The sequence below is a fragment of the Salinicola sp. MH3R3-1 genome (assembly GCF_001937155.1).
In the GTDB taxonomy this organism is placed as follows: Bacteria; Pseudomonadota; Gammaproteobacteria; order Pseudomonadales; family Halomonadaceae; genus Salinicola; species Salinicola halophyticus.
Window position 1 is genome coordinate 215,050 of sequence record NZ_MSDP01000018.1, and the last position, 22,533, is coordinate 237,582.

Consider the following 22,533-nt stretch of genomic DNA (forward strand, 5'->3'; position numbering starts at 1 on the left):
ACCGCCGGTTGTCGACGCTTCAGCGGCCGAACACGATCTTGGCCACGTCCGGGTAGACCTTGGCGAAATGCACGGTCATTCCCGCCTTGAGATAATCCGGCAACTCGTCGTAGTCGCGCTTGTTGGCCTCCGGCAGAATCAACTCGAAGATGTCGCTACGACGCGCAGCGATGACCTTCTCGCGGATACCGCCGACCGGCAGCACCTGCCCGGTCAGCGTCAGCTCGCCGGTCATCGCCAGCGGCCGGTCGATGCTCTGATTGCGGGCCAGCGACATCAGCGCCGTGGTCATGGTCACACCGGCGGATGGACCATCCTTGGGCGTCGCGCCCTCGGGCACGTGCAGGTGGATGAAGGCCTCGTTGAAGAAGTCGGCATCGGCGCCGTATTCGCCCAGGTGTCCCAGCGTGTAGCTGTAGGCGATGTTGGCCGACTCCTGCATCACTTCGCCCAGCTTGCCGGTCAACTTGAAGCCACGCGTCAGGGCGTGCACCTTGGTGGCCTCGATGGGCAGCGTTGCCCCGCCCATCGAGGTCCAGGCCAGGCCGGTCACCACGCCCACGCCCTTGAGTACCTTCTCCTTGCGGAACAGCGGCGCGCCGAGAAACTCTTCCAGGTTGTTGACCGAGATCTTGACCGTCTCCTGGTCCTGCTCGAGCATCTTGACCGCCGCCTTGCGCACGATCCGGTGAAGCTGCTTTTCCAGCTGACGCACGCCCGCTTCCCGCGCGTAGCCTTCGATCACCTGCCTGAGCGCGGTATCGGTCAGGTTGATGCGCTTTTTCGGGATCCGGTCCCGCTTCAGCAGCTTCGGCCACAGATGATGCTTGGCGATCGCCACTTTCTCTTCGGCGATATAGCCGGATAGCCGGATCTGCTCCATTCGATCGAGCAGCGCCGCCGGAATGGTATCGAGCTGGTTGGCGGTGCACACGAACAGCACCTTGGAGAGATCGAGGCGCACGTCGAGATAGTGATCGAGGAAATCGACGTTCTGCTCCGGGTCGAGCACCTCGAGCAGCGCCGAAGCCGGGTCGCCCTGGAACGACTGCCCCATCTTGTCGATCTCGTCGAGCATGATCACCGGGTTCTCGACCTCGACCTCCTTGAGCGCCTGTACAAGCTTGCCCGGCATCGCGCCGATGTAGGTGCGCCGGTGGCCCTTGATCTCGGCCTCGTCGCGCATGCCCCCCACCGAGAAGCGGTAGAACTTGCGACCCAGGGCATCGGCGATCGAGCGCCCGACGGAGGTCTTGCCGACGCCCGGCGGGCCGACGAGCAGCACGATCGAGCCGCCGACATCGCCCTTGAACGAGCCTTCGGCCAGGAACTCGATGATCCGTTCCTTGACGTCGCTGAGCCCGTCATGATCGCGATCGAGCACGCCACGCGCGCGCTTGAGATCGAGCTGATCCTGCGAGGTGATGCCCCACGGCAGCGAGGTCAGCCAGTCGAGATAGTTACGGGTGGTGCCGTACTCCGGCGAGCCGGTCTCCAGTACCGACAGCTTGTTGAGCTCGTCGTCGATGCGCGTCTGCACCCGCTCGGGCACCTGGAGCGCCTCGAGTCGGTCGCGGAAGGTGTCGACATCGCTCTCGCGATCGTCCTTGGAGATGCCCAGCTCTTTCTGGATCACCTTGAGCTGCTCGCGCAGGAAGAATTCGCGTTGGCGCTCCTGCATCTGCGAGTTGACCTGCTCGCTGATCTGATTCTGCAGCTGGGCGACCTCGATCTCCTTGCGCAGCAGCGGCAGTACCTTCTGCATCCGATCCATGATCGGCAGCGTCTCGAGCACGCTCTGCAGCTCGCGCCCCTTGGCCGAGGTGATGGCGGCGGCAAAATCGGTCAACGGCCCGGGCTCGTGCGGGCTGAAGCGGTTGAGATAGCTCTTCAGCTCTTCCCCGTAGAGCGGATTGATCGGCAACAGCTCCTTGATGCCGTTGATCAGCGACATCGCGTAGGCGCGGGCTTCCTCGGCTTCGGCATCGACCGGCTCCCGGGGATAGGAAACCTCGACCAGATACGGCGGCGTCTTGGAGAGCCAGCGATGAATGCGAAAGCGCCGCACACCCTGGGCAATGAACTGGATCTGGTGTTCTTCGTTCTGGTTGCGGTGGACCTTCACCGCCGTGCCGATCTCGGGAAAGCTTCCCGGCCCCAGCTCGTCCATGCCCACGTCGCCCACGAACGCGACCCCTACCATGTGATGGGGCGTGTTACCGACTCGCTTCATGGTCTCTTCCCAGCGCTGACGCTGAATGATCAGCGGCTGCACCTGGGCGGGAAAGAACGGACGATTGTGAATGGGGAGAAGATAGATCCGCTCCGGCAGGGAGTCGCCGGACGGTACGATAGCGCCGCGGGGCGAGTGCTGCGCCTCCCCATCGGCATTGATCGACTCCTGGCTGGTATCGAAAGTGTCCGCGGAATCCCGATTATGTTCGCTCATCATTCACCCTGAGTTCGTGGCCAGTTCTGGCCGAATGATCAAGGGATGCGGGCAGCGAGGCAGGAGTTCAAGGTAAAGGCACGGGATAAGGGCATAAATAGACAGGCCGGACTCGAGGGCCCGGCCTGTCTGAAACGCCATTTCCGTCGATTCAGCGAAACGAGCTACGGCAACAGCGGCATCTGCTGGCCGTTGATTTCGAGCACGCCGTCTGCGAGTTTTATCTGCAACGGATCGCTGCTCATCGGCAGACCGAGGTACATCAGCAGTATTGCCGGTGCGCCCTCGAGCGTCAGTTGCCCATCGAGCCGCCGGGTCAGTTCGCGTCCCATCGCCTCGTCGCCCATCGTATCGAAATTCCAGCTTTCGATGCCGTTGCCATCGATACCCAGCTCGCCCTGGCCACGCATCTTCATCCCCAGCATCGGGCTGTTGGCGGTAAGGCGATCCAGCGAAAGACGGGGCGATCCTGCCAGCAACTTTTTCATCGACGGTCGCAGCGGCGCCATTGCGGACTCGAGCGCCTGATCGTCATCGGCGTCGATGGCCGACTGAATCCGGGGCAGGTTATCGTCGAGTGCCGCTGCCAGCGCGCGGTAGCCATCGCCGTCGACATGATCCAGGGTCAGCTCGAGGCCGCCGTTGAACATCGACTGGTCCCGCATCCGGGTATCGCCGACATCCGCCTGCACATGCAGCGTCAACTGCTGCGGGTCGAGCTTGGCATCCAGCGTGTAGCCGAGATCCTTGCTGACCACGCTCGGACCGCCGGCGGGCGTGACCGTGGCGGCGGCGATGGCAAGCGTCACCGACTGCTGGAACGCCTGATCGTCGCCTGCGAACGTGCCGGATAGCGTGGTGTTCTCGATCAGGATATCGCTCCGATCGTCGGCCAGTCGCAGACGCGGTGCCTGGCCGTTCAGGGTAACCTTGTCGCCCGCCTGCTCGATGTCCATCTCGAGCCCGTCAAACTCGAGCTGCATGTCGCGGGGCACAGTGGTTTCCCCGGCACCGCCCTCTCCAGGCACTTCACCAGGCACTTCACTTGCCGGTACGCTGACGGTCTGCGAGAAGCCGGGTAACGTGAAGTGCGCCTCCAGTTTCTGGTCGCGGGTCAGAAAGCGTCCGTTCCAGGTCAACGACCCCTCGCTCTTGAGCACGTCACCGAATAGCGTCTCGCCGTCGCTGCCCCTCACCTGCGCTTCGCCTTCAAGGGTCGTTTCCAGCAGGCCATGGCCAGCCTCGTACGGCACCTCGACCAGGACCGGATCGGCATCGGTCGACGCCATATAGCGTGCCTCGATCCGACCGCTGGAGTGGAACCAGCCGATGTCGATATCGTCGCGCGACACCTGCCAACCGGGCCGAGCGTCGAGTCTCGCGACCAGCTTGTCGATCTCGCTATCGAAACGCTGGCTGGAATAGGCCTGCGCCCCCAGGTAGCCGCCGCCGGCCAACACGATCACGACTGCTCCTGCGATCATCCATTTACGCATGCACTGCTCCGGACGTTGGCAATAGAAACGCTGTTAGGGAACCACTGCATAAATGCCTGCACGCGCGAATGGCTGCGTTGCGCGGTACCGGTGCGCCGGTCTGATCGGAACTCGCCTAGCCCCATGTCATGTCTCGTTCTCTGCGGGCCGTGCGCCTTGCCCTTCATCGCCTTCGGCAATTTATTCAGCGTTTCCTTAAATCCACACTGACTCGTCCTGCATGGGGAGTCGTCTTGTTTCGCTCGTGGCTCGTGGCTCGTGGCTCGTGGCTCGTGGCTCAGTGCAGCCAGAACCAGAGGTGCATGGTGCTCCAGGCGTAGACGCCAGCCAGGATGTCATCGAACATGATGCCGATCCCTCCCGCAACGCGACGATCGACCCAGCGGATCGGCCAGGGCTTAAGAATGTCGAACACGCGGAACACCACGAAACCCCACAACGCGGCCTCCCAGGAGAACGGCACCGCCGCCATGGTCAGCCAATAACCGACGAACTCGTCCCAGACGATGCCGGAATGGTCGTGAACGCCGAGGTCGCGAGAGGTGGTCTCGCAAAGCCAGATGCCGACCAGCGTCGCTATGCCCATCAAGCCCAGATAGATCGTCAACGGCAGACCCGAGAGCAGCCAGTAGAACGGAATCGCGGCCAGGGTGCCGAAGGTTCCGGGCGCGAACGGCACCGCACCGCTGCCCAGCCCAAAGGCCAGGAAATGTGTCGGACGGCGCCAGACGCTCGAAGGAGCCCGATTCATGAGACGATCTCCGGGAAGTGGTCCCAGCCGCGGTGCGCCAGATAACGCGGCGCGACTCCCTCGATGCCTTCACCGGCAACGACTCGGCCGATGGGCGTCAACGGCAGATGCAAAGGAGCGAGCCGGCGCTGGGCCTCGGCCAGATCGGCGGCCGAAAGCGTTACCAGCAGTTCGTAGTCGTCGCCGCCATTGAGAACCCGCTCGCGAACATCGTCCAGCTCAAGAATCGCCCGCAGCGGCGTCGCCAGCGGCAAGGCCTCGAGGTCGAGCCGCGCGCCGACACCGGACGCCGCCAGCACGTGCCCCAGATCCGCCAGCAGGCCATCGGAAACGTCGATCGCGCTGCTGGCCAGCCCCCGCAACGCTTCACCGGCCGCCAGGCGTGGCTCAGGGCGTAGATAGGCCTCGAGCAACGGGTGATCGGACTCCTGCTCGCCGCGCTGCCAACGCTCGAGCCCGGCGGCGGCACGACCGGGATAGCCGGTCACCGCGATCAGATCGCCCTCCCGCGCGCCGCTACGCCGCAATGCCGTGCCGGCCGGCAGCTCGCCATGCACAGTCACGCCGATCGTCAGCGGACCTCGCGTGACGTCGCCGCCGATCAGTTCGCAACCGCTGCGGTCGGCCAGTTCACGAAAGCCCTCGGCGAACGCCGCCAGCCATTCGGCATCGGCCGCGGGCAGCGTCAGCGCCATGCAGCACCAACGCGCCTTCGCGCCCATCGCCGCAAGATCGCTCAAGGCAACGGCCAGGGCCCGATGACCGATGGCCGCCGGCGGGGCATCTTGGGGAAAGTGGACATCGACCACGGACGTATCGACGCTGATCGCCAGCTGATGCCCGGGGGACGGCGTCAGCACGGCGCAGTCGTCGCCGTTTCCGACGACGACGTCGCTACGCTCCGGCGCCGCGGGGCGCGACAGGTAGCGTGCGATCAGCTCGAATTCGCTCGACGAAGCGCGATTCATATCAACGACGGCGAGCAGCGACCTCGGCGCCCCGAAGTCGCGAGGCGAGCTTGTCGAGAGTGCCGTTGACGTATTTGTGACCATCGGTCGCGCCAAAGATCTTGGCCAGCTCGACCCCTTCGTTGATCACCGCGCGGTAGGGAACTTCGGGACGATGCTTCAGCTCGTAGGCGCCGAGGCGCAGAATGGCGAGTTCGATCCGGTCGAGGTCTTCCAGCCGTCGGTCGAGCAGCGGCGCGATGGCCGCGTCCAGCTCGGCTTTCTGGTTGGCGGTATTGTGCAGCAGGTCATGGAACAGCGCCTGGTCGGCGATCTGCATCACCTTGTGCCAGTTTTCGTGATCCTCGAGATCGTCATCGCCGACCTGGGCGCGAAATTCGGCCTCGACGGCGGTGATCGACTTGCCGGTCATCTGCCACTGATAAAGACCCTGAACGGCCAGTTCGCGGGCGGCGCGGCGCGATTCCTGAGCCGGTGACGGCTGCCGTGACGGTGTACTCATGCCTCGCCTCCCAGTCGCTTGAACAGAGATACCATTTCCATTGCCGCCATCGCCGCTTCGGTGCCCTTGTTGCCGGCCTTGGTGCCGGCGCGCTCGATCGCCTGATCGATCGAATTGACCGTCAACACGCCGTTGGCGATCGGGGTTCCGAACTCGAGTTGCAAGCTGCTGAGCGAAGCATTGCAGTTGCCCGCCACATATTCGAAGTGCGGTGTGCCGCCACGAATCACCGCTCCCAGCGCCACCACGGCGTCGGGTCGAGAAACCTGCAGCACGCGCTTGACCGCCAGCGGCAGTTCCCAGGCGCCCGGAACATGAATCAGCTCGATGTTCTCTTCACTGACGCCATGGCGCGTCAGGCTGTCGACGGCACCTTCGACGAGGCTATCGACGACGTGGTGATTGAAGCGTCCCACGACGATGGCGTAGCGGCCATCGACATCGGTGAACTGACCTTCCAGTTGAGCGATCGGTTGCATTGTCGGTTTCCGGATACACTGCGGTCAGGTTCATCACGCATTCGAACCTGACACACGATAAAACAGTCTGATTGGCCGGCGCCAGACGCTGGCGCTCGGCGCGCGAAGCCGGCCATCTTACCATGGCCGCGCGGCCTGGCTATCCTCACCAGGATGGCGAGATATTGACTCGTGCTTCGCTCAGGCGTCGCCGCTGACCAGCTCGACCACTTCCAGATCGAAACCGGACAGCGCGGAGAAGCGCCACGGCGAGCTCAAAAGCCGCATCTTGCCGACGCCGAGCTGACGCAGGATTTGCGCGCCGGTGCCGATCGACAGGAAATTCCCCGAGCCGTCGGAGGCGCTGGAACGCGGTGAAGCGCGCCGCCCCAACAGCACGTCGAGCTGCTGTTTGAAGTCGCCCTCGGGGCGGGCATCGTCGAGCAGCACGAACACGCCGGCTTCCGCCCGAGCGATCTCGGCCAACGCGGTATGAGCCGTCCAGTGGCTGTCCGCTCGGCATAGCGCCAGCAGGTCGCGAAGCGTATCCCCGCCATGCACGCGCACCGTCGTCGCCGAGTCAGGCTCGGGTTTGCCCTTCACCAGCGCCAGGTGATGCTTGTCCTGAATGGTGTCGTGGAACACGTGCAGCATCATCTCGCCGAAGGCGGTCGTCACCGGCGTCTGCTCCACCGCGTCGACGGTGCGCTCGTTGAGCATGCGATAGTGGATCAGATCGGCAATGGTGCCGATCTTGATGTCGTGCTCGGCGGCGAAGCGCTCGAGCTCCGGACGCCGCGCCATGCTGCCGTCGTCGTTCATGATCTCGCAGATCACGCCGGTCGCCTCGAATCCGGCCATGGTCGCCAGATCGCAGGCTGCTTCGGTATGGCCGGCCCGACGCAGCACGCCACCCGGCTCCGCCATCAGCGGGAAGATATGACCCGGCTGAACGATATCTTCCGGCCTGGCGCCACGCGCCGCCGCCGCACGCACGGTGAGCGCGCGATCGGCAGCGGAGATACCCGTGGAGACGCCGTTGGCAGCCTCGATGGAAACGGTGAACTTGGTGCCGTAGCCGGAACCGTTGTCACTGACCATCAACGGCAGCTTCAACTGCTGGCAGCGCGCCTTCGACATTGGCTGGCAGATCAGCCCGCGGGCGTGCCGCGCCATGAAATTGATATGCTCGGCCTCGACGCACTCGGCCGCCATGATGATATCGCCTTCGTTTTCGCGATCCTCGTCATCCATCAGGATGACCATCCTGCCCTGCCGAATCTCTTCGATCAGGACCTCGATGCGGGCCAGCTGGCTCGGTTGCGCTGTCGTCATTGCTGATTCGTCCACGGAATTCACGATCTCGAAAGCACGAAGGCTCGATGCGGCACAGCCTACCTGTCGCGAGACACGGACGCCACTGTCGGGTGATGGAGACGCCCGTTGCCCAGGAATTGCCGGCAGGCATGACTAGCGCCTCGAGGGTATCAGGCCATCGAATATCAGACCGGCGAATGTCAGACTGTCGAATATCAGGTCGGCGAATACCAGGTCGGCGAATACCAGGTCGGCGAATACCAGGACCCGGATATCCGGTCCTGGAACATTAGATCAGGTCCAGGAACATCAGACCGGACGCGCGGATATGCGCCAGTCGTCTCCCAGCGCGCGGATATCCTCGATTTTCAATCGCCGCTGCTGGCTCATCTTGGCCAGCCCCGGCAACGCGAACAGCGGCCGAGCTTCGCTGCCCAGCAGCGTCGCCGCCATGAACAGCTCCAGCCGGTCGACGCAGTCCGCCTCCAGCAGCGCACCGGCCAGCGTGGCGCCGGTCTCGACGAGAACCTCGTTGCACGCCTCCCGAGTCGCTAGATAGCGCAGCACGGCGTCGAATTCGACACGCCCTTCGGCGTTGGCGGGCATCGAGACCAGTTCAGCACCGGCGGCCGCCAGCTTGCCCCAGCGCGGATCGGTTTCATCCTGCAGCGTGAAGACCAGCGTACGCCCGGGTTCGCTCAGGCAAGCCGCGGCCAACGGCAGACGCAGACTACTATCGAGGATCACTCGTAGCGGCTGGCGCTGGGCGATCTCGACGCCATTTTCCAGCCCCAACTGCTCGGCGCGCACCGTCAACCGGGAATCGTCGAAAATGATCGATTCCACGCCCGCCAGTATGGCGCTCGAGGCGGCGCGCAGTCGCTGGACCTGCTGCCGCGCGACGGGCCCGGTGATCCACTGGGATTCACCGTCGGCCATCGCCGTACGGCCATCGAGACTCATCGCCATCTTCAAGGTGACACGCGGCATGCCGTCGCGCATGCGGCGGATGAATCCGGGATTGAGCTGGTGTGCGTCCTCCTCCAGCAACCCCACTTCGACGTCGATACCTGCCTCGCGCAGCATCGCGAAACCACGCCCCGAGACCTGCGGATTGGGGTCCTCCATCGCCGCCACCACCCTCGCGACTCCGGCCTCGATCAATGCCTGGCTGCAGGGGCCGGTGCGCCCGGTATGCGAGCAGGGCTCGAGGGTGACGAACGCCGTCGCCCCGCGCGCGGCCTCACCGGCCATTCGCAGCGCGTTGATCTCGGCATGCGCTTCGCCGGCACGCGCATGGAAACCCTCGCCGACGACCTGGCCATCCTTGACCAGCACGCAGCCGACGCGCGGATTGGGGTCACAGGTGTACTGCCCCCGCCAGGCAAGCTGAATGGCGCGACTCATGCTGGCATGAGAAGTGCCGGTGGCTGCAACGGAAGATCTGGACGAAGACATGGACAAAGGGTCAGACATGGCGGCTCGCTCGAGAAGACGGCAGCTTGGAGGGTCGAGCTGCCGAATGGAAACAGTGCCGATTCAGCGCGGGTTGTCGTCGTCACTCGAGGAATGGTTCGGTTCCTGGGACAGCCGATCGATCTCGGCCCGGAACTCGTCGAGATCCTGGAAGCGGCGGTAGACAGAGGCAAAACGAATGTAGGCGACGTGGTCGAGACGCTTGAGCGTCTCCATCACTTCCTCCCCGACCTCGCGGGCCTCGACTTCGCGATCACCACGAGCCCGCAGCCGCTGGCGGATACGCTCGACGGCGGCTTCGAAGGACTCCACGCTGACCGGGCGCTTTTCGAGGGAGAGCGCCATGCCGGCACGCATCTTCTGCTCGTCGAAGCTTTCGCGGGAGCCGTCGGACTTGACCACGCGGGGCATCACCAGCTCGGCGGTCTCGTAGGTCGTGAAGCGCTCCCCGCATGCGGCGCACTGACGGCGGCGACGCACCTGATCGCCCTCGGCCACCAGGCGGGAGTCAGTCACCTTGGTATCGTGCGTACCACAGAACGGGCAATGCATCGTCGGAATCTACCTGTGGGCTTGGGCGACTCGGGAACCGCCACTGTTGTTGAACGAGATGATACTTGCCGAGTAAACGAGATAACCTGTCAAGCAAACGCGAGAACGGTGTCGAATGAATGATAGAGAGTGTAACGGTTTGACCAATCTAGCGGAAATACACTGAAAGTCCCCGTCAATTTTCATGTTGGCCCGTCTTCTGCAAGGATACCGTAACCAACCGCCACATCGGCGTTCCGACCCGTGCGCCGCGTACGCCATCCGATGATCAGGAATCGCTCCCATGCCCAGCCGTGCCGCGAACTATCATGCGCTTTCCGAAGAAGCCTTCATCGAGCGCGCCGCCGCGCGTCTGGAAGAGGTCTACGGCCCCCGTCGTGACGAGGTCATGCGACGACTGATGACCTTGCTGATGCACCAGCGAAGTGCATTGGACACGGCGCCCCGTCCGATGTGGAGCGAACGCGACCAGATTCTGATCACTTACGGCGACACCATCATCGATGGCGAGCGTCCTCCGCTCGAGGTGCTGGACGACTTCCTCGCCACGCGGCTCAACGGCACGTTCAGCGGCCTGCATATCCTGCCGTTCTTTCCTTGGAGCAGCGACGACGGCTTCTCGGTGATTCATTACCGCGAGGTGAATCCCAAACTCGGTGACTGGCAGGACGTACGTCGACTCGCTTCCCGAGTCGATCTGATGGTCGATCTGGTCATCAACCACGTTTCCCGCGATTCGCTCTGGTTCATCGACTACCTCTCCGGAACGCAGCCGGGACGCGACTATTTCATCGAGATGGATCCGGACACGGATCTCTCGATGGTCACGCGGCCGCGCAACTCGCCGCTGCTGGTGCCGGTCTCGACGCGCCGAGGCACTCGGCATCTATGGGCGACCTTCTCCGAGGACCAGATCGACCTCAATTTCGCCAACCCGGACGTCCTGCTTGAATTCATCGGCATTCTGCTCTACTACGTCCAGCAGGGCGCGCGCCTCATTCGACTCGATGCGATCACCTATCTGTGGAAGGAGGTCGGCACCTCCTGCGTTCACCTTCCCCAGACCCATGCCATCGTGCGTCTGCTGCGGGCCATTCTGGATTTCATGGCGCCGGGTACGCTGTTGATCACCGAAACCAACGTGCCGCATCACGAGAACATGAGTTACTTTGGGCTGGAACGGCTGGCCCCGGGCGCGACTGGCAGCGAAGCCCTGCAGCCCCAGTCGTTGCCCGACGAAGCGCACATGATCTATCAGTTCACGCTGCCGCCGCTGCTGGTGCACACGCTGACCAGCGGCGATGCCACCACCCTGAGCGAGTGGGCGCGAAGCCTGCCGGCGCTGCCGCCGGGCTGCACCTATTTCAACTTCACCGCCAGCCATGACGGAATCGGGGTCAGAGCACTCGAAGGACTGCTGCCGCCCCACGAGGTCGAGGTCATGCTCGAGCTGATGCACCGCTTCGGCGGCTACGTCAGCATGAAGACCAACGCCGATGGCAGCGATTCTCCTTACGAGATCAACATCACCTACTACGACGCCCTCAAGGGTACGCGCCGGGGCGCGGACGCCTGGCAAGTCGAACGCTTCCTGTGCAGTCAGAACCTGATGCTGGCGCTGCAGGGTATCCCGGGGGTCTACTTCCACACATTGACCGCGACGCTCAACGACCATGGCGGTGTCGAGCGCAGCGGCAAGTTGCGCTCGATCAACCGACGTCGCTGGCCCAAGGAAGAGCTGGACGAACTCATCGACAGCCGCAGCACGCCGACCCGAGAGGCGTTCACCTCACTGAAGAGACGCCTCAACATCCGTGCCAACGAGCCCTGCTTTCATCCCGAGGCGGCGCAGCGCGTACTCGACACGCCTCCGGGCATCTTCGCCATCGAGCGCGGGCCGCTCGCCAATGGCCGTCGCCTGCTGGCGATCTACAACATCAGCGATACTCGCCAGCCGCTGGCGATCGACGAACTGAACGACGGCGAGTGGTACGACGTACTCAAGGACGGCAAGAACTGGAGTCCGCATCCCGACGAACGCGACATCCTGCGGCCCTATCGAAGCCTGTGGCTGGTGCAACCCTGAGCAGTACTGGTCGCTTCTCCGGCAAGCCACCGCGGGGACGATCACTCTTGCCGGGAGACCGAGGTCTGACTAAAGTAGCAGCGGGAGATGGTATTCCTCCCGCCGCGGCGCGCCCAGTGCCCCGGCAAACCGCCTCGCGCTGATGATGCCTGCCAACACACCCGAGGTGTGTCCTGTGCAGGCGTGAACGTCGATAGCACTCCTCGCCCCGGAACACCGCTCTGCCAACGAGCTTCTGACGAGGAATTCAACAGCATGTGGATCCCCATTCTGGCCATCAGCGCCGGCGCCGCGATCGGTGCCAATCTCCGCTGGTGGCTTGGTGCCCAGTACAACGGCTACTTCCTGCACATCCCCCCCGGCACGCTGATCGCCAATCTGGCTGGCGCCTGGCTGATCGGCGTCGCGCTCAGCTTCTTTCAGGATTCCTCGCTCAGCGTGGAGTGGAAGCTATTCGCGATCACCGGCCTGCTGGGCGCTTTGACGACCTTCTCCACCTTTTCGGCCGAAATGGTCGGCGCCATCCAGAACGGTCGTTGGGCCTGGGCGCTGACCGGCACCCTGGTACACGTCATCGGCTCGTTCGCGATGACCATGCTCGGCATCGCCTGCTACGGCTGGCTGAGGCACTGACATGGACCGGCAGCGTCAGACCTGAGGAATCAGACCGGCGGCGCCAGATCGACGACTCAGGCACGCTCGTCCGCTCCGGCAGTAGCGGTCGTAGCGTAGAGGTCGCCCTCGACCATTTCGCTGGCAGCAGGATCCAGCGCCAGTGAGATATCTTCGCCGGGCCGGAATCAGAGAGACAGCGTGACGAACCCATGCCGTCCTAGTGCCAACGCTGCGCTCAAGCCTGACTGAACGGGCTCGATACCGGCTTCGACCTCCTCGAGCGATAGCCCTTGAGCGGCCAGCGCCTGCAGGCAGACCAGCACCGGTACACCTTGCTGGCGCAGAGCGCTCCACCAGGGCGCGTTGGGGTTTTCCTCGAGCGACGGCTCGGCAATCCGCTCGCGATAGGCTGCAGATTTCAACACGCATGGCGTCGCCGGCCCGGCAACGACGACCACGGCCCGGCATGCCACCTCGGCCTGTGACATCAGATTGAGCGTTCGTATCAGCCGCATGACACCGCCATGCACTCGATCCGGCGCATCGGCCGCACTGGAAATCTGAAAGAGCCCATGACAGGTCTTGCCGGGCGCGGGAAGCCACTGATCAACCGCCTGCCCCACGGGCCGCGGTGAACCGGGGATCGCCAGTTCGGCATTACCGGGTTTGCCTCGAATCAGCCCCAAAGAGTCGAGCCACTGCGATGAGGGGTAATTGTGCATTTTGACCTCCACTTAGATCTCATAAAAAGAATAACGATATTCAATAAATGAATATACGCTACCGGCAGCGATAGCAAGGGTTCATTTTCAGCTCATCCCCATGGGCCAATCTGTCGCCATCGAATCAGGAGCGCAGCCGATGCGGGCAGGAGCGAAGGGGAAGTCAATGCGGTCAAGGCGAGTCCAGTGGATCATGATGCTGGCATTGCTCGGTGTCGCCACGCTGTCCATGGCGCAGGATCCGTTCGGGCAACAGAGCGACTTCCTGCCGCCGGATCAGGCCTTCGAACCGACGCTGATACAAGACGGCGACGAGGTGGAAATCGACTGGCAGATCGAGCCCGGTTATTACCTCTATCGCCACAGCTTCTCTGCTCAAGCCGATGAGCGCGAACTGTCGCTCGATACCCCCGAAGGGGAGACCATCGAGGACGAGTACTTCGGTCGTTCCGAGATCTATCGTCATGCGTTGCACATGACCATGCACCCCGGGGAAGCCGATACCCTCACCCTTCACTGGCAAGGTTGCGCCGATGCCGGCCTCTGCTATCCGCCCCAGCAGCGAACCTTCGATCTGGAGTCCGTCGCAGATGCCTCGGGGGGCAGCACCACCGACGCGAACGCGCTGGGAACGGATGCCTCGGCCGATGCGCCGAATGCGTCATCCACGACATCAACGTCTGTCGCGCCAGGCTCCACCACTCAGCCTAAGCCCCGGACAGACGCGGCGATGGCGGAAGATCAGCAACTGGCGGTGCAGCTCGCCGGTGGCAACTGGATCTGGACGCTGGCAGCGTTCTTCGGCATGGGGCTGCTGTTGACCTTCACGCCTTGCGTGCTGCCGATGATCCCCATTCTTTCCAGCCTGATCGTCGGCCAACGTCGCAGCGGGGAGAATCCGCGAGCCGCCGGCTTCGTGCTCTCGCTCGCCTACGTTCTCCCCATGGCCGCGACCTACGCGACACTGGGTGTGGCCGCGGCCATGGCCGGCGCCAATCTGCAGATGCTGTTCCAGAATGTCTGGTTCATCGGCATTTTCTCGGTGCTGTTCGTGGTGCTGGCGCTCGCCATGTTCGGTGCCTTCGAGCTCGAACTGCCGCGAGCGCTGCGTCAACGCCTGGATTCGGGACTGTCGAGACAGCGCGGCGGCCGATTCAAGGGCGTCGCCGTCATGGGGGGGCTCTCCGCCCTGCTGGTCGGCCCCTGTATGACCGCTCCTCTCGCCGGCGCCCTGCTCTTCATCGCTGAAACCGGCAATCCGTGGTTGGGCGGCGCGGCGCTGCTCGCGCTGGGCCTCGGCATGGGGGCCCCGCTGGTGCTGATCGGCACGCTCGGCAGCCAGTTGCTGCCTAGGCCCGGCGCCTGGATGACCCGCGTCAAGGCGCTGTTCGGCTTCGTGCTGCTGGGCATGGCGATCTGGTTCGTCGCCCGAATTTTCTCGGATGCCATCGTTCTTGGCCTGTGGGGCGCGCTGGGCCTGGGCGCCGCGATCGCCCTCGTCGCCATGGCGCGGGGCAACGGCACGGGTAGCATTCTGCCCCAGTTCGCCACCGCCAGTGCCGCCATCATCGGTCTGTGGAGCACGTTGATCCTGATCGGTGCCGCCGGTGGCGCCAACGACCCGTGGCGACCGCTGTCGGTCTACGTCGCAAGCGGTGTGGCAACGGCCTCCAAAAACGCCAGCGAGTCCGGGCCTATCGCGTTCGACGACGTGAAGGATCTGGCCACGCTCGAACGCCGCGTCCAGGCAACCGCCAACAGCGGCCAGATGACACTGGTCGAATTCACCGCCGACTGGTGTGTCTCCTGCGAAGTCATCGAACGGGAAGTGTTCAGCGACCCGGCCGTCAAGAAGGCGCTCCAGGACGTGCAGCGACTGAGTATCGACGTCACGGATTACGACAACGAGGATCAGGCGATCATGCAGTACTTCGGCATCGTCGGCCCGCCGACGCTGATGTGGTTCGGCCCCGACGGTCGGGAGCAGCGCAGCGCCCGCATCATCGGTGAACTGGATGCCGAGGCCTTTCTCGAGCGCTACGCGCAGGCCAGACAGCGCGCCAACGAGTCCACGGAGGGCTGACCATGAATCCGCTCGATCGCAGTATCGCCCTGGGGCCGCTGGGCGTGAGTCTGGGTCAGCTTCTGCTGGCCCTGGCCATGGTCGTCGCCCTGATCGTGGGTCCCTGGATGGGCCGTCGTCGACAGGTCAGCGTCGGCGATGTTCTGTTCAATGCGTTGCTGATCGGCGTCATCGGCGCACGCATCGTGTTCGTGGCCCGCTACTGGCAGAGCTACGACACGTTCTGGTCCTGGTTAGACATCCGGGATCGCGGGTTCGAGCCGCTGGCCGGGCTGGCGATCGCTTTCGCCTATCTGGCCTGGCGTTTCTGGCGGCAGCCGGCCATGCGTCGCCCGTTGGGTGCAGCGGTTCTCTCGGGTGCTTTGGCGTGGTCGATGACCGCTGGCGCCCTGACGCTGATGGCGCCCCGCGGGGCGAGCCTGCCCTCGATCCCGCTGGCAGCTCTCGGTGGCTCGCCGGTAGTTCTGCCCACCGTGCTGCAGGAAGCCGACCGGCCCATGGTGGTCAATCTCTGGGCGAGCTGGTGTCCACCCTGTCGTCGCGAGATGCCGATGCTGGAGCAGGCCCAGCAGGCGCGGAACGACGTGTCGTTCGTGTTCGTCAATCAGGGCGAGAGCGTCGACGCCATCGAGACGTTTCTGCAACGGGAGTCCCTCTCGCTCGATCATCTCTATCGCGATCCGGATATGACCTTCGGTCGGGAGGTGGGTGCCATGGCCATGCCGACCACCCTCTACTACGACGCCGACGGCCAGCTCGTCGATACCCACTTCGGTGAGCTTTCCCGTGCCACGCTAGATCGCAGTCTCGAGCGCTTCACCCCATGACGGTCCAGACGCGCTTTCAACCCGAGCGCTTCACTTGACCTTCCCGCCAGGCATTCACAAACGGAGACGACAACGATGCAACATCACACCCCCCGAATGATGTCACTACGGCTCGCGCTGCCTATGGCCGCCAGTATTGCTCTGGCGGCAAGCCTTCCCGCCGCCGCCGATGACTGGCCGGCGCCGATTCAGACACTCGAGCAGCAGGGCCTCACCATTCACGGTGAATTCGATGCGCCCGGCGGTCTCAAGGGTTACGCCGCCAGCGTACGCGGTCAGTCTGTCGCGGCCTTTCTGACGCCGGACGGCGAGCATGCCGTCGTCGGCACGCTGATCGACGCCCAGGGCCGGGACGTCTCCGCCGAGCCGCTGGAACAGCTCGTCGATGGGCCCAAGAATGCCGAGCTATGGAAGGCAATGGCGGACCACCATTGGGTTCGCGAGGGCGATACCGATGCATCGCGAGTGGTCTACACCTTCAGCGATCCCAACTGCCCCTACTGCCGCAAGTTCTGGCAGGACGCTCAGCCTTGGGTCGAAAACGGTGATGTCCAGATTCGTCACCTGATGGTGGGCATTCTGAAAGCGGACAGCCCCGAGAAAGCCGCCGCGATTCTAGCTGCAGACGATCCCAGCGCCGCGATCGCCGAACACTATCGCACCGGCGCCATGCCGGACAGCGAGGGAACCGATCAGAGCGAGCAGTGGGTCGCCGACAATACGCAAGTGATGCGCGACGCCCAGCTCTATGCCACACCGGTGATTTTCTATCAGGACGACGATGGCGAGGTGCACAAGGTCATGGGCGCGCCCACCCCGGACAAGCTGCACTCCATCATGGGTAGCGACTCGCCCTGAGCTTTCCTGTCCGGCCCTGCTTATCCACTTCCTGCTCACCCATCCTTGCTCATATGCCTCTGGCGAATCAGGCCAGGGGCAGCGAGAGGGTGACGCGCAGCCCGATACCGTCGCCGGAGGCGAGCCGCAGGCTGCCGCCGGCCCGGGTGGCGATCGCCTCAACGATGGATAACCCCAGGCCGCTGCCCTGGGGATGATTGCCGCGATGAAAACGCTCCGTTAGGCGGGCGATCTGCTCGGGCGGAATGGTTTCGCCCTGGTTGACGATGTCGATCACGGCCAAGCCGTTCATCCGCTGCGCTTCAATCTCGATCGGGGTGTCAGACAAACCGTGCCGCATGGCATTCTCGAGCAGATTGCGCAGCGCAATCACCAGCAACTCCCCGGATAGCGCGACATGAAGTCGGTCGACTGATGCGCGCCAGTGGCACCGTTCACGACTGCCGGTCTCCACCATCGCGGCCTCCAGGGCCTCTCCCAGCCGCGTGGGGTCGACACTCCCCTGCGCGACCTCCTCGCTTTCCATGCGTGCCAACAACAGCAACTGGTCGAGCGTCTTCGTCAGCCGCGCCACCCCCGCCTCCGCCTGCTGCATCGCCTGTTGGTGGGGATCGCCGTCGACGCGTCGCGCGATCTGAAGATGGGTCCGAATCGCGGTCAGCGGCGTGCGCAGCTCATGCGCGGCATCGTCGGTAAAGCGCTGCTCCAACTCCAGCATGCGCCGGGTGCGCGCAAGCAGCGTGTTGAATCCATCGATCAGCGGACGAATTTCCCCCGGCAAACCGCGGATCGGCAGTGCCGAGAGATCGTCGTGATCGCGTGACATCAGGCGCCGCTGCAGCCTCGAAAGTGGCGACAGACCCCGGGTCACGCCCCACCACAGGGCGATCAGGCTGCCGATCGAAGCGAGTAAAAAGGGATAGAACGCCGCACGACGTACCTGGGCCAGCAACGACTCCCGCTCCCGCAGGCGATCCGCCACGGTGATGCGCTTATCGTCGTCGACCAGGGTATAGACGCGCCAGCGCTGGCCGTTGTGATCGCGGTAGCTGTAGCCTTCGTCATCGACTGCGAGAACATCGTTCATTTCAGGGTGCGTACCCGCCACCACCTGCCCGCGCAGCGACGACACGCGGCAGGCAACGCCCTCGAGCGCAGGGATGGTCGACGTCTCGCCCACTTCTCCATCCCAGGCCGCCGCCGGCACGCGATCGAGCAGGCCGGCCACCATTCGCGCCGACTGAGCCAGACGCTGATCCAGCGAACGTTCGAGCTGGCTCGAGAGATCGCGCATCGACCACGCCGCCGTCAGCCCCCACAGCAGCATCAGCGTGATCCCGAGCGTGGCGACGAGACGCAGCCGAAGGCTCATGAGGGTATGTCGCCATGAAGTCGCTCGTCGGCGGGAAGCGCGCCGAGACGGTAGCCGACGCCCCGGACCGTCTCGATCACTTCGCGTCCCAGCTTGCGACGCAACTGGTAGATATGCACGTTGAGGGCGTTGCTCTCGATCTCGTCATCGATGCCGTAAAGGCGGTCCTTCAACTGGTCGGCGCTCAGGATCCGCCCACGCGCGCGCATCAGCGCCTCCAGCAGCATCAGCTCGCGACGCACCAACACCACCGGTGCGCCATCCAACGTTACGCTGCGAGCGACGGGGTCCAGCGCCAGGCGCCCGTAGCGAAGGGAGCGGTCGATCTGCCCGGCGCTGCGGCGCAACAGCGCCTGCAGCCTTGCCGTCAACTCATCAAGGTCGAACGGTTTGACCAGATAATCGTCGGCCCCGCCCTGGAGCCCTTCGACACGACTGGCAACGGCGTCTCTCGCCGTCAGCATCAGTACTGGCATGGCAATACCCGCACGACGCCACTGTTGCAACAGCGTCAGACCATCGCCATCGGGCAAACGGCGATCGAGCACCGCGGCATCGTAGTCGATCGCGGACAACGCCCCGCGTGCACCGTCCAGCGTGGTCACGATATCGACGACGTAGTCGCTCAGCGCCAGTCCCGCTTCGATGCCTGCCGCCACCGGTGCATCGTCCTCGATGAGTAGTACGCGCATGTTTTCCCCGTTTGCGATCCGATCCATTCCTGCCACAGTCTGGCGGACGGCGATGATGTCGGAATGAGCTCGCCGATCAGTGAGCGGGAGAGAGCCGACGGGCCAGCCACCAACCCAGCAGCAGGGTCATAATGAATGCCGCCAGCGGCCAGCTCAGCCCCGCCAGCGAGGCGACCGCCGGTCCCGGGCAATACCCTGAAAGCCCCCAACCGATACCGAAAAGTGCGGCACCGCCCAGCAGCCGGGTATCGAGGTCACGGCGGGTGGGCAGCTGGAACCGGGATTCGAGCAGTGGCATCTGGCGTCGCCAGACGAGCCGGTAACCGATGAACGTGGTGACGACGGCACCGCCCAGCACGAAGATCAGGGTCGGATCCCAGGCGCCAGCGACATCGAGAAAGCCGATGACACGCGCCGGATCGGTCATGCCGCTGATCGCCAGCCCGAGACCGAACAGCAATCCCGCTAAATAACCTGCCAGCATTTTCATGGTGCACCTGCCAGCCAGTGACGCGACACGAACACGGTCAGCATGGCAACAAGTACGAAGACGAGCGTTGCGGCCATCGACCGGGGCGACAGACGCGCCAATCCGCAGACCCCATGCCCGCTGGTGCAGCCGCTACCCAGACCGGTGCCCAACCCGACCAGCAGGCCGGCGATCAACATCGTCGTCAGCCCGCTCGTCGGAGCACCGATCATCGCCCCGCTGTCGCCTGCCACATTGCCCCAGTCCAGGCCAGCCAGGATCAGCAAGGCCGGCCCGGAGACGATTCCCAGCAGAAACGCGACACGCCAGGGCCTGTCCCCGCCACGCTCGAAAACCAGCCCGGAGAGGATCCCGCTGATACCGGCGATCCGTCCCAACAGCCCCATGAGCAGGGTAGCGGAAAGTCCGATCAGGACCCCACCCAGCAACCCCTGCAACGCACTTATCGTTTCCATCTCGTGTCCCATTGCCAGTGTCGTCAACCAGCTGTCGTCAACCAGCTATTTTCGAATGCTCGGCCGCGCCGACGTCACATACCGATCAGCTCCTTCGGACCGCCTGGCTTGCCTGCTGCTCGAGGCGCTCACGCAGGGGCTCCAAGTCATAACCGGCGGATTGTGCAGCCTCGATGAGTTCAGGGACGGGGCGATGCCTTGCCTGTGACAGAGCCCATAGATCGGTGACGCGCTTGCCCGAGCGGCAGAAGCCAATAATGGGCTTTCGAGAGTTACTCAAGATGTGCTCGAACGCTTCGATATCAGCCTGCGAATATTCACCCGGCTTGACCGGGACCTGATGCCAGACCATGCCCAATGATTCTGCCTTGCTTTTCAGGGCATCAGGATCTGGCTGATCCTCACTCTCGCCCCGTGGACGATTGGAGAGGATCGTGCAAAACCCCTGAACTGCCAGTTGCTCCAGCTCTTCGAGTTGGGGCTGCGCGGTGACGCTCAATCGCTCATCAAGTGACTTGATTTCCATGATTCCCTCGTCTTGCTCGTTTGGTGATGACGTTGATGTCATCAACCCGCTGTTACAGATTGACCGGGCGTCGGTGATTCGATACAGGGATGGCTCAGCGGCGCCGAGCCACGGCCGTGCAGCTCGCACCAGGCATCGAAGGTGCTCAGGAAAACGCGGCCATTGAGCGTTTCGAGCAGTTCAGTGCGACTCAGCCGATCCATCACCGGGCCTTTCACTTCGGCGAGATGCAGCCCGATCTGCCGGTCTCGAAGACGCCGATTGAGCGCCTCGAGACTTTCCAGCGCCGTGGCGTCGATGACGTTGATCGCCTGACAGGCCAATACCAGATCCCGCGGCGACGGATCGCGAGAAACCACTGCCGTGACCAGGTCTTCCAGGTGGCGGACGTTGGCGAAGTAGAGGCTCTCGTCGACGCGCAGAATGGCGACCCCGGCGTCGGTTTCCACGGCGTGGCGGCGGACGTTGCGAAAATGCTCGGTGCCGGGAATGCGGCCGACTTCCGCACTATGAGGCCGGCTGGTGCCATAGAGGTGCAGCGCCAGCGACATGGCGACACCGACCAGAATGCCCACGTCGACGCCCAGCATCAGCGTTGCCAGTGCGGTCGCCGACATGGCGATGCCTTCGCCGCGGGCATAGCGCCAGACGCGCCTGAACGCCGCCAGATCGACCAACGAGACGGTGGCGATGACGATGGTCGCCGCCAGTGTCGCCATCGGTAGTTCCCGCAGCCAGGGCGACAGAAACAGCATGGCCAGCGCGATACCCACGGCGGTGAACGCGCTGGACGCCGGGGTGCGAGCGCCGGCGTCGAAATTGACCACGGAGCGGGAGAAGCCGCCGGTGATCGGCATGCCGCCGGTGAACGCCGCCGCCAGATTGGCCCCGCCGAGCCCGATCAGTTCCTGGTCCGGATCGACGCGCTCACCGCGGCGCACCGCCAGCGCCTGGGCCACCGAGACCGACTCCACGTAGCCGACGATGCTGATCAGCACCGCCGAACCGATCAGCGATCGCCACAGCTCTGGCTCCCAATCGGGCAGGGTCAGCGGTGGCAGCCCGGCGGGGATCTCGCCGATGACGGCCACGTCGCGGCCTAGCCATCCCGCCGCGCCGGCGACCAGCGCCGCCAACACGATGGTGACGATGGGCGCCAGCTTGACCAGCACGGCAGCCACACGGGCCGGTACGTGACAGCGTTCCAGCGCGGACTTGCCCCACCCCCGTATCAGCCCCAGTAGCAGCAGCGACCCAATCCCAATGATCACGGTCGGCAGGCTGACGCTGTCCAGCGCCGAGGGTAGCCGGGATAACAGTGCCGGCAGCGTGGAACCGGAGAGATCGATACCGAGCAGCTGTTTGAGCTGGCTTGCCGCGATCAGCACGCCCGAGGCGCTGACGAAGCCGGTCATCACCGGGTGGCTCAGAAAGTTGACCAGGAAGCCCAGCCGACATAGCCCCATGATCAGCAGAATGGCCCCGGAGAGCAGTGCCAGCACCAGGGCTGCGGCGATGTAGTTCGGCGATCCGGACTCGGCAACCTGTGAAAGCGCCGATGCCGTCATCAGAGACACCACCGCCATCGGGCCGACGGAGAGCGTCGCGCTACTCCCCAGCAGGGTGTAGACGACCAGCGGCACCAGGCTCGCGTACAACCCCACCACCGGCGGGAGTCCCGCCAGCATGGCGTAGGCCAGCGCCTGCGGGATCAGCATCAGCGCCACGATGATGGCCGCCAGCAGATCCTCGCCCAGCAACCCGCCGTTGTAACGCCGCCCCCAATCCAGGATCGGGAGCCAGCGTGCCAATCCGGCTTTTTGCGGCTGATTCATGAT

General features: G+C 64.1%; 21 protein-coding genes and 1 riboswitch. Of the genes, 5 read left to right on the forward strand and 16 right to left on the reverse strand.

The annotated features are described in order from the left end of the window. Nucleotides 1-19: 19 nt before the first annotated feature. The 9 genes from lon to nrdR all read right to left on the reverse strand — a co-directional run bounded on the left by lon (nucleotide 20) and on the right by nrdR (nucleotide 9,969). Entirely contained in the window at nucleotides 20-2,449 is a 2,430-nt protein-coding gene (gene lon, locus BTW08_RS12210; RefSeq protein WP_075562882.1) for an endopeptidase La, read from the reverse strand. Between the two features lie 164 nt (nucleotides 2,450-2,613). Next, complete coding sequence (locus tag BTW08_RS12215; protein WP_075562789.1) at nucleotides 2,614-3,945, reverse strand: DUF945 family protein; 1,332 nt, start codon at nucleotides 3,943-3,945, stop codon at nucleotides 2,614-2,616. 277 nt (nucleotides 3,946-4,222) lie between these two features. Beyond that, entirely contained in the window at nucleotides 4,223-4,696 is a 474-nt protein-coding gene (locus BTW08_RS12220) for a phosphatidylglycerophosphatase A (protein WP_075562790.1), read from the reverse strand. Continuing rightward, nucleotides 4,693-5,664 (reverse strand): thiamine-phosphate kinase, encoded by a 972-nt coding sequence (gene thiL, locus BTW08_RS12225; protein WP_075562791.1) that lies wholly within the window; start codon nucleotides 5,662-5,664, stop codon nucleotides 4,693-4,695. Before thiL ends, BTW08_RS12220 begins: the two co-directional genes overlap by 4 nt. A 1-nt stretch (nucleotide 5,665) precedes the next feature. Then, nucleotides 5,666-6,166, reverse strand: coding sequence for a transcription antitermination factor NusB (gene nusB, locus BTW08_RS12230; RefSeq protein ID WP_075562792.1), 501 nt, complete (start codon nucleotides 6,164-6,166; stop codon nucleotides 5,666-5,668). Further along, on the reverse strand, nucleotides 6,163-6,645 hold the full coding sequence (gene ribE, locus BTW08_RS12235) for a 6,7-dimethyl-8-ribityllumazine synthase (protein ID WP_075562793.1): 483 nt from the start codon (nucleotides 6,643-6,645) through the stop codon (nucleotides 6,163-6,165). Before ribE ends, nusB begins: the two co-directional genes overlap by 4 nt. A 180-nt stretch (nucleotides 6,646-6,825) precedes the next feature. Then, nucleotides 6,826-7,959 carry a bifunctional 3,4-dihydroxy-2-butanone-4-phosphate synthase/GTP cyclohydrolase II gene (gene ribBA / locus BTW08_RS12240; protein WP_075562794.1) on the reverse strand — a complete coding sequence of 378 codons (1,134 nt, stop codon included), beginning with the start codon at nucleotides 7,957-7,959 and terminating at the stop codon, nucleotides 6,826-6,828. A gap of 291 nt (nucleotides 7,960-8,250) precedes the next feature. After that, nucleotides 8,251-9,399: a bifunctional diaminohydroxyphosphoribosylaminopyrimidine deaminase/5-amino-6-(5-phosphoribosylamino)uracil reductase RibD gene (ribD, locus tag BTW08_RS12245; RefSeq protein WP_075562795.1), complete on the reverse strand. Its 1,149-nt coding sequence runs from the start codon at nucleotides 9,397-9,399 to the stop codon at nucleotides 8,251-8,253. Nucleotides 9,400-9,480: 81 nt separating this feature from the next. Next, a complete protein-coding gene (gene nrdR, locus BTW08_RS12250) occupies nucleotides 9,481-9,969 on the reverse strand; it encodes a transcriptional regulator NrdR (protein ID WP_075562796.1) in 489 nt (162 codons plus the stop codon). A gap of 283 nt (nucleotides 9,970-10,252) precedes the next feature. On the opposite strand from nrdR, the gene BTW08_RS12255 reads away from it, so the two are divergent. Both BTW08_RS12255 and crcB read left to right on the forward strand, forming a co-directional pair. Continuing rightward, nucleotides 10,253-12,055, forward strand: coding sequence for a sugar phosphorylase (locus BTW08_RS12255; protein ID WP_075562797.1), 1,803 nt, complete (start codon nucleotides 10,253-10,255; stop codon nucleotides 12,053-12,055). A 74-nt stretch (nucleotides 12,056-12,129) separates the two neighbouring features. Further along, a riboswitch (Fluoride riboswitch) is annotated at nucleotides 12,130-12,214 on the forward strand. Between the two features lie 96 nt (nucleotides 12,215-12,310). Next, nucleotides 12,311-12,688 (forward strand): fluoride efflux transporter CrcB, encoded by a 378-nt coding sequence (gene crcB, locus BTW08_RS12260; RefSeq protein WP_075562798.1) that lies wholly within the window; start codon nucleotides 12,311-12,313, stop codon nucleotides 12,686-12,688. Between the two features lie 167 nt (nucleotides 12,689-12,855). On the opposite strand, the gene BTW08_RS12265 is transcribed toward crcB, so the two are convergent. Further along, nucleotides 12,856-13,392, reverse strand: coding sequence for a DsrE family protein (locus BTW08_RS12265; protein ID WP_075562799.1), 537 nt, complete (start codon nucleotides 13,390-13,392; stop codon nucleotides 12,856-12,858). A gap of 166 nt (nucleotides 13,393-13,558) precedes the next feature. Between BTW08_RS12265 and dsbD the strand changes: the two genes are divergently transcribed. The 3 genes from dsbD (at nucleotide 13,559) to dsbG (ending at nucleotide 17,160) form a co-directional block, all read left to right on the forward strand. After that, nucleotides 13,559-15,475, forward strand: coding sequence for a protein-disulfide reductase DsbD (gene dsbD, locus BTW08_RS12270; RefSeq protein ID WP_075562800.1), 1,917 nt, complete (start codon nucleotides 13,559-13,561; stop codon nucleotides 15,473-15,475). Nucleotides 15,476-15,477: 2 nt separating this feature from the next. Beyond that, nucleotides 15,478-16,302 carry a prolipoprotein diacylglyceryl transferase family protein gene (locus BTW08_RS12275; protein ID WP_075562801.1) on the forward strand — a complete coding sequence of 275 codons (825 nt, stop codon included), beginning with the start codon at nucleotides 15,478-15,480 and terminating at the stop codon, nucleotides 16,300-16,302. A gap of 75 nt (nucleotides 16,303-16,377) precedes the next feature. Continuing rightward, the gene (gene dsbG / locus BTW08_RS12280; RefSeq protein ID WP_246837723.1) at nucleotides 16,378-17,160 is read left to right on the forward strand and encodes a thiol:disulfide interchange protein DsbG; all 783 of its coding nucleotides are present in this window, start codon (nucleotides 16,378-16,380) and stop codon (nucleotides 17,158-17,160) included. 67 nt (nucleotides 17,161-17,227) lie between these two features. On the opposite strand, the gene BTW08_RS12285 is transcribed toward dsbG, so the two are convergent. From BTW08_RS12285 to sulP, 6 genes are all read right to left on the reverse strand, one after another. Continuing rightward, nucleotides 17,228-18,532, reverse strand: a complete 1,305-nt coding sequence (locus BTW08_RS12285) for a HAMP domain-containing histidine kinase (RefSeq protein WP_075562803.1) — start codon at nucleotides 18,530-18,532, stop codon at nucleotides 17,228-17,230. Continuing rightward, nucleotides 18,529-19,224, reverse strand: a complete 696-nt coding sequence (locus tag BTW08_RS12290; protein WP_075562804.1) for a response regulator — start codon at nucleotides 19,222-19,224, stop codon at nucleotides 18,529-18,531. Before BTW08_RS12290 ends, BTW08_RS12285 begins: the two co-directional genes overlap by 4 nt. A gap of 76 nt (nucleotides 19,225-19,300) precedes the next feature. Further along, complete coding sequence (locus BTW08_RS12295) at nucleotides 19,301-19,714, reverse strand: DUF6691 family protein (protein WP_075562805.1); 414 nt, start codon at nucleotides 19,712-19,714, stop codon at nucleotides 19,301-19,303. Next, nucleotides 19,711-20,169, reverse strand: a complete 459-nt coding sequence (locus BTW08_RS12300; protein WP_075562883.1) for a hypothetical protein — start codon at nucleotides 20,167-20,169, stop codon at nucleotides 19,711-19,713. The genes BTW08_RS12295 and BTW08_RS12300 overlap by 4 nt, the downstream gene beginning before the upstream one ends. An 85-nt stretch (nucleotides 20,170-20,254) precedes the next feature. Further along, nucleotides 20,255-20,695 (reverse strand): TIGR01244 family sulfur transferase, encoded by a 441-nt coding sequence (locus tag BTW08_RS12305; RefSeq protein ID WP_075562806.1) that lies wholly within the window; start codon nucleotides 20,693-20,695, stop codon nucleotides 20,255-20,257. A gap of 41 nt (nucleotides 20,696-20,736) precedes the next feature. Beyond that, nucleotides 20,737-22,530, reverse strand: coding sequence for a sulfate permease (sulP, locus tag BTW08_RS12310; protein WP_075562807.1), 1,794 nt, complete (start codon nucleotides 22,528-22,530; stop codon nucleotides 20,737-20,739). Nucleotides 22,531-22,533 lie beyond the last annotated feature (3 nt).

Coding starts and splice junctions, on each gene's coding strand:
- BTW08_RS12265 (WP_075562799.1), bottom strand. CDS start 13,392: ATGCACAATTACCCCTCATCGCAGTGGCTCGACTCTTTGGGGCTGATT.
- BTW08_RS12295 (WP_075562805.1), bottom strand. CDS start 19,714: ATGAAAATGCTGGCAGGTTATTTAGCGGGATTGCTGTTCGGTCTCGGG.
- nusB (WP_075562792.1), bottom strand. CDS start 6,166: ATGAGTACACCGTCACGGCAGCCGTCACCGGCTCAGGAATCGCGCCGC.
- BTW08_RS12255 (WP_075562797.1), top strand. CDS start 10,253: ATGCCCAGCCGTGCCGCGAACTATCATGCGCTTTCCGAAGAAGCCTTC.
- BTW08_RS12300 (WP_075562883.1), bottom strand. CDS start 20,169: ATGGAAACGATAAGTGCGTTGCAGGGGTTGCTGGGTGGGGTCCTGATC.
- dsbD (WP_075562800.1), top strand. CDS start 13,559: ATGCGGTCAAGGCGAGTCCAGTGGATCATGATGCTGGCATTGCTCGGT.
- dsbG (WP_246837723.1), top strand. CDS start 16,378: ATGCAACATCACACCCCCCGAATGATGTCACTACGGCTCGCGCTGCCT.
- crcB (WP_075562798.1), top strand. CDS start 12,311: ATGTGGATCCCCATTCTGGCCATCAGCGCCGGCGCCGCGATCGGTGCC.
- BTW08_RS12215 (WP_075562789.1), bottom strand. CDS start 3,945: ATGCGTAAATGGATGATCGCAGGAGCAGTCGTGATCGTGTTGGCCGGC.
- lon (WP_075562882.1), bottom strand. CDS start 2,449: ATGAGCGAACATAATCGGGATTCCGCGGACACTTTCGATACCAGCCAG.
- sulP (WP_075562807.1), bottom strand. CDS start 22,530: ATGAATCAGCCGCAAAAAGCCGGATTGGCACGCTGGCTCCCGATCCTG.
- thiL (WP_075562791.1), bottom strand. CDS start 5,664: ATGAATCGCGCTTCGTCGAGCGAATTCGAGCTGATCGCACGCTACCTG.
- ribBA (WP_075562794.1), bottom strand. CDS start 7,959: ATGACGACAGCGCAACCGAGCCAGCTGGCCCGCATCGAGGTCCTGATC.
- BTW08_RS12220 (WP_075562790.1), bottom strand. CDS start 4,696: ATGAATCGGGCTCCTTCGAGCGTCTGGCGCCGTCCGACACATTTCCTG.
- BTW08_RS12305 (WP_075562806.1), bottom strand. CDS start 20,695: ATGGAAATCAAGTCACTTGATGAGCGATTGAGCGTCACCGCGCAGCCC.
- ribE (WP_075562793.1), bottom strand. CDS start 6,645: ATGCAACCGATCGCTCAACTGGAAGGTCAGTTCACCGATGTCGATGGC.
- BTW08_RS12285 (WP_075562803.1), bottom strand. CDS start 18,532: ATGAGCCTTCGGCTGCGTCTCGTCGCCACGCTCGGGATCACGCTGATG.
- ribD (WP_075562795.1), bottom strand. CDS start 9,399: ATGTCTTCGTCCAGATCTTCCGTTGCAGCCACCGGCACTTCTCATGCC.
- BTW08_RS12290 (WP_075562804.1), bottom strand. CDS start 19,224: ATGCGCGTACTACTCATCGAGGACGATGCACCGGTGGCGGCAGGCATC.
- BTW08_RS12275 (WP_075562801.1), top strand. CDS start 15,478: ATGAATCCGCTCGATCGCAGTATCGCCCTGGGGCCGCTGGGCGTGAGT.
- nrdR (WP_075562796.1), bottom strand. CDS start 9,969: ATGCATTGCCCGTTCTGTGGTACGCACGATACCAAGGTGACTGACTCC.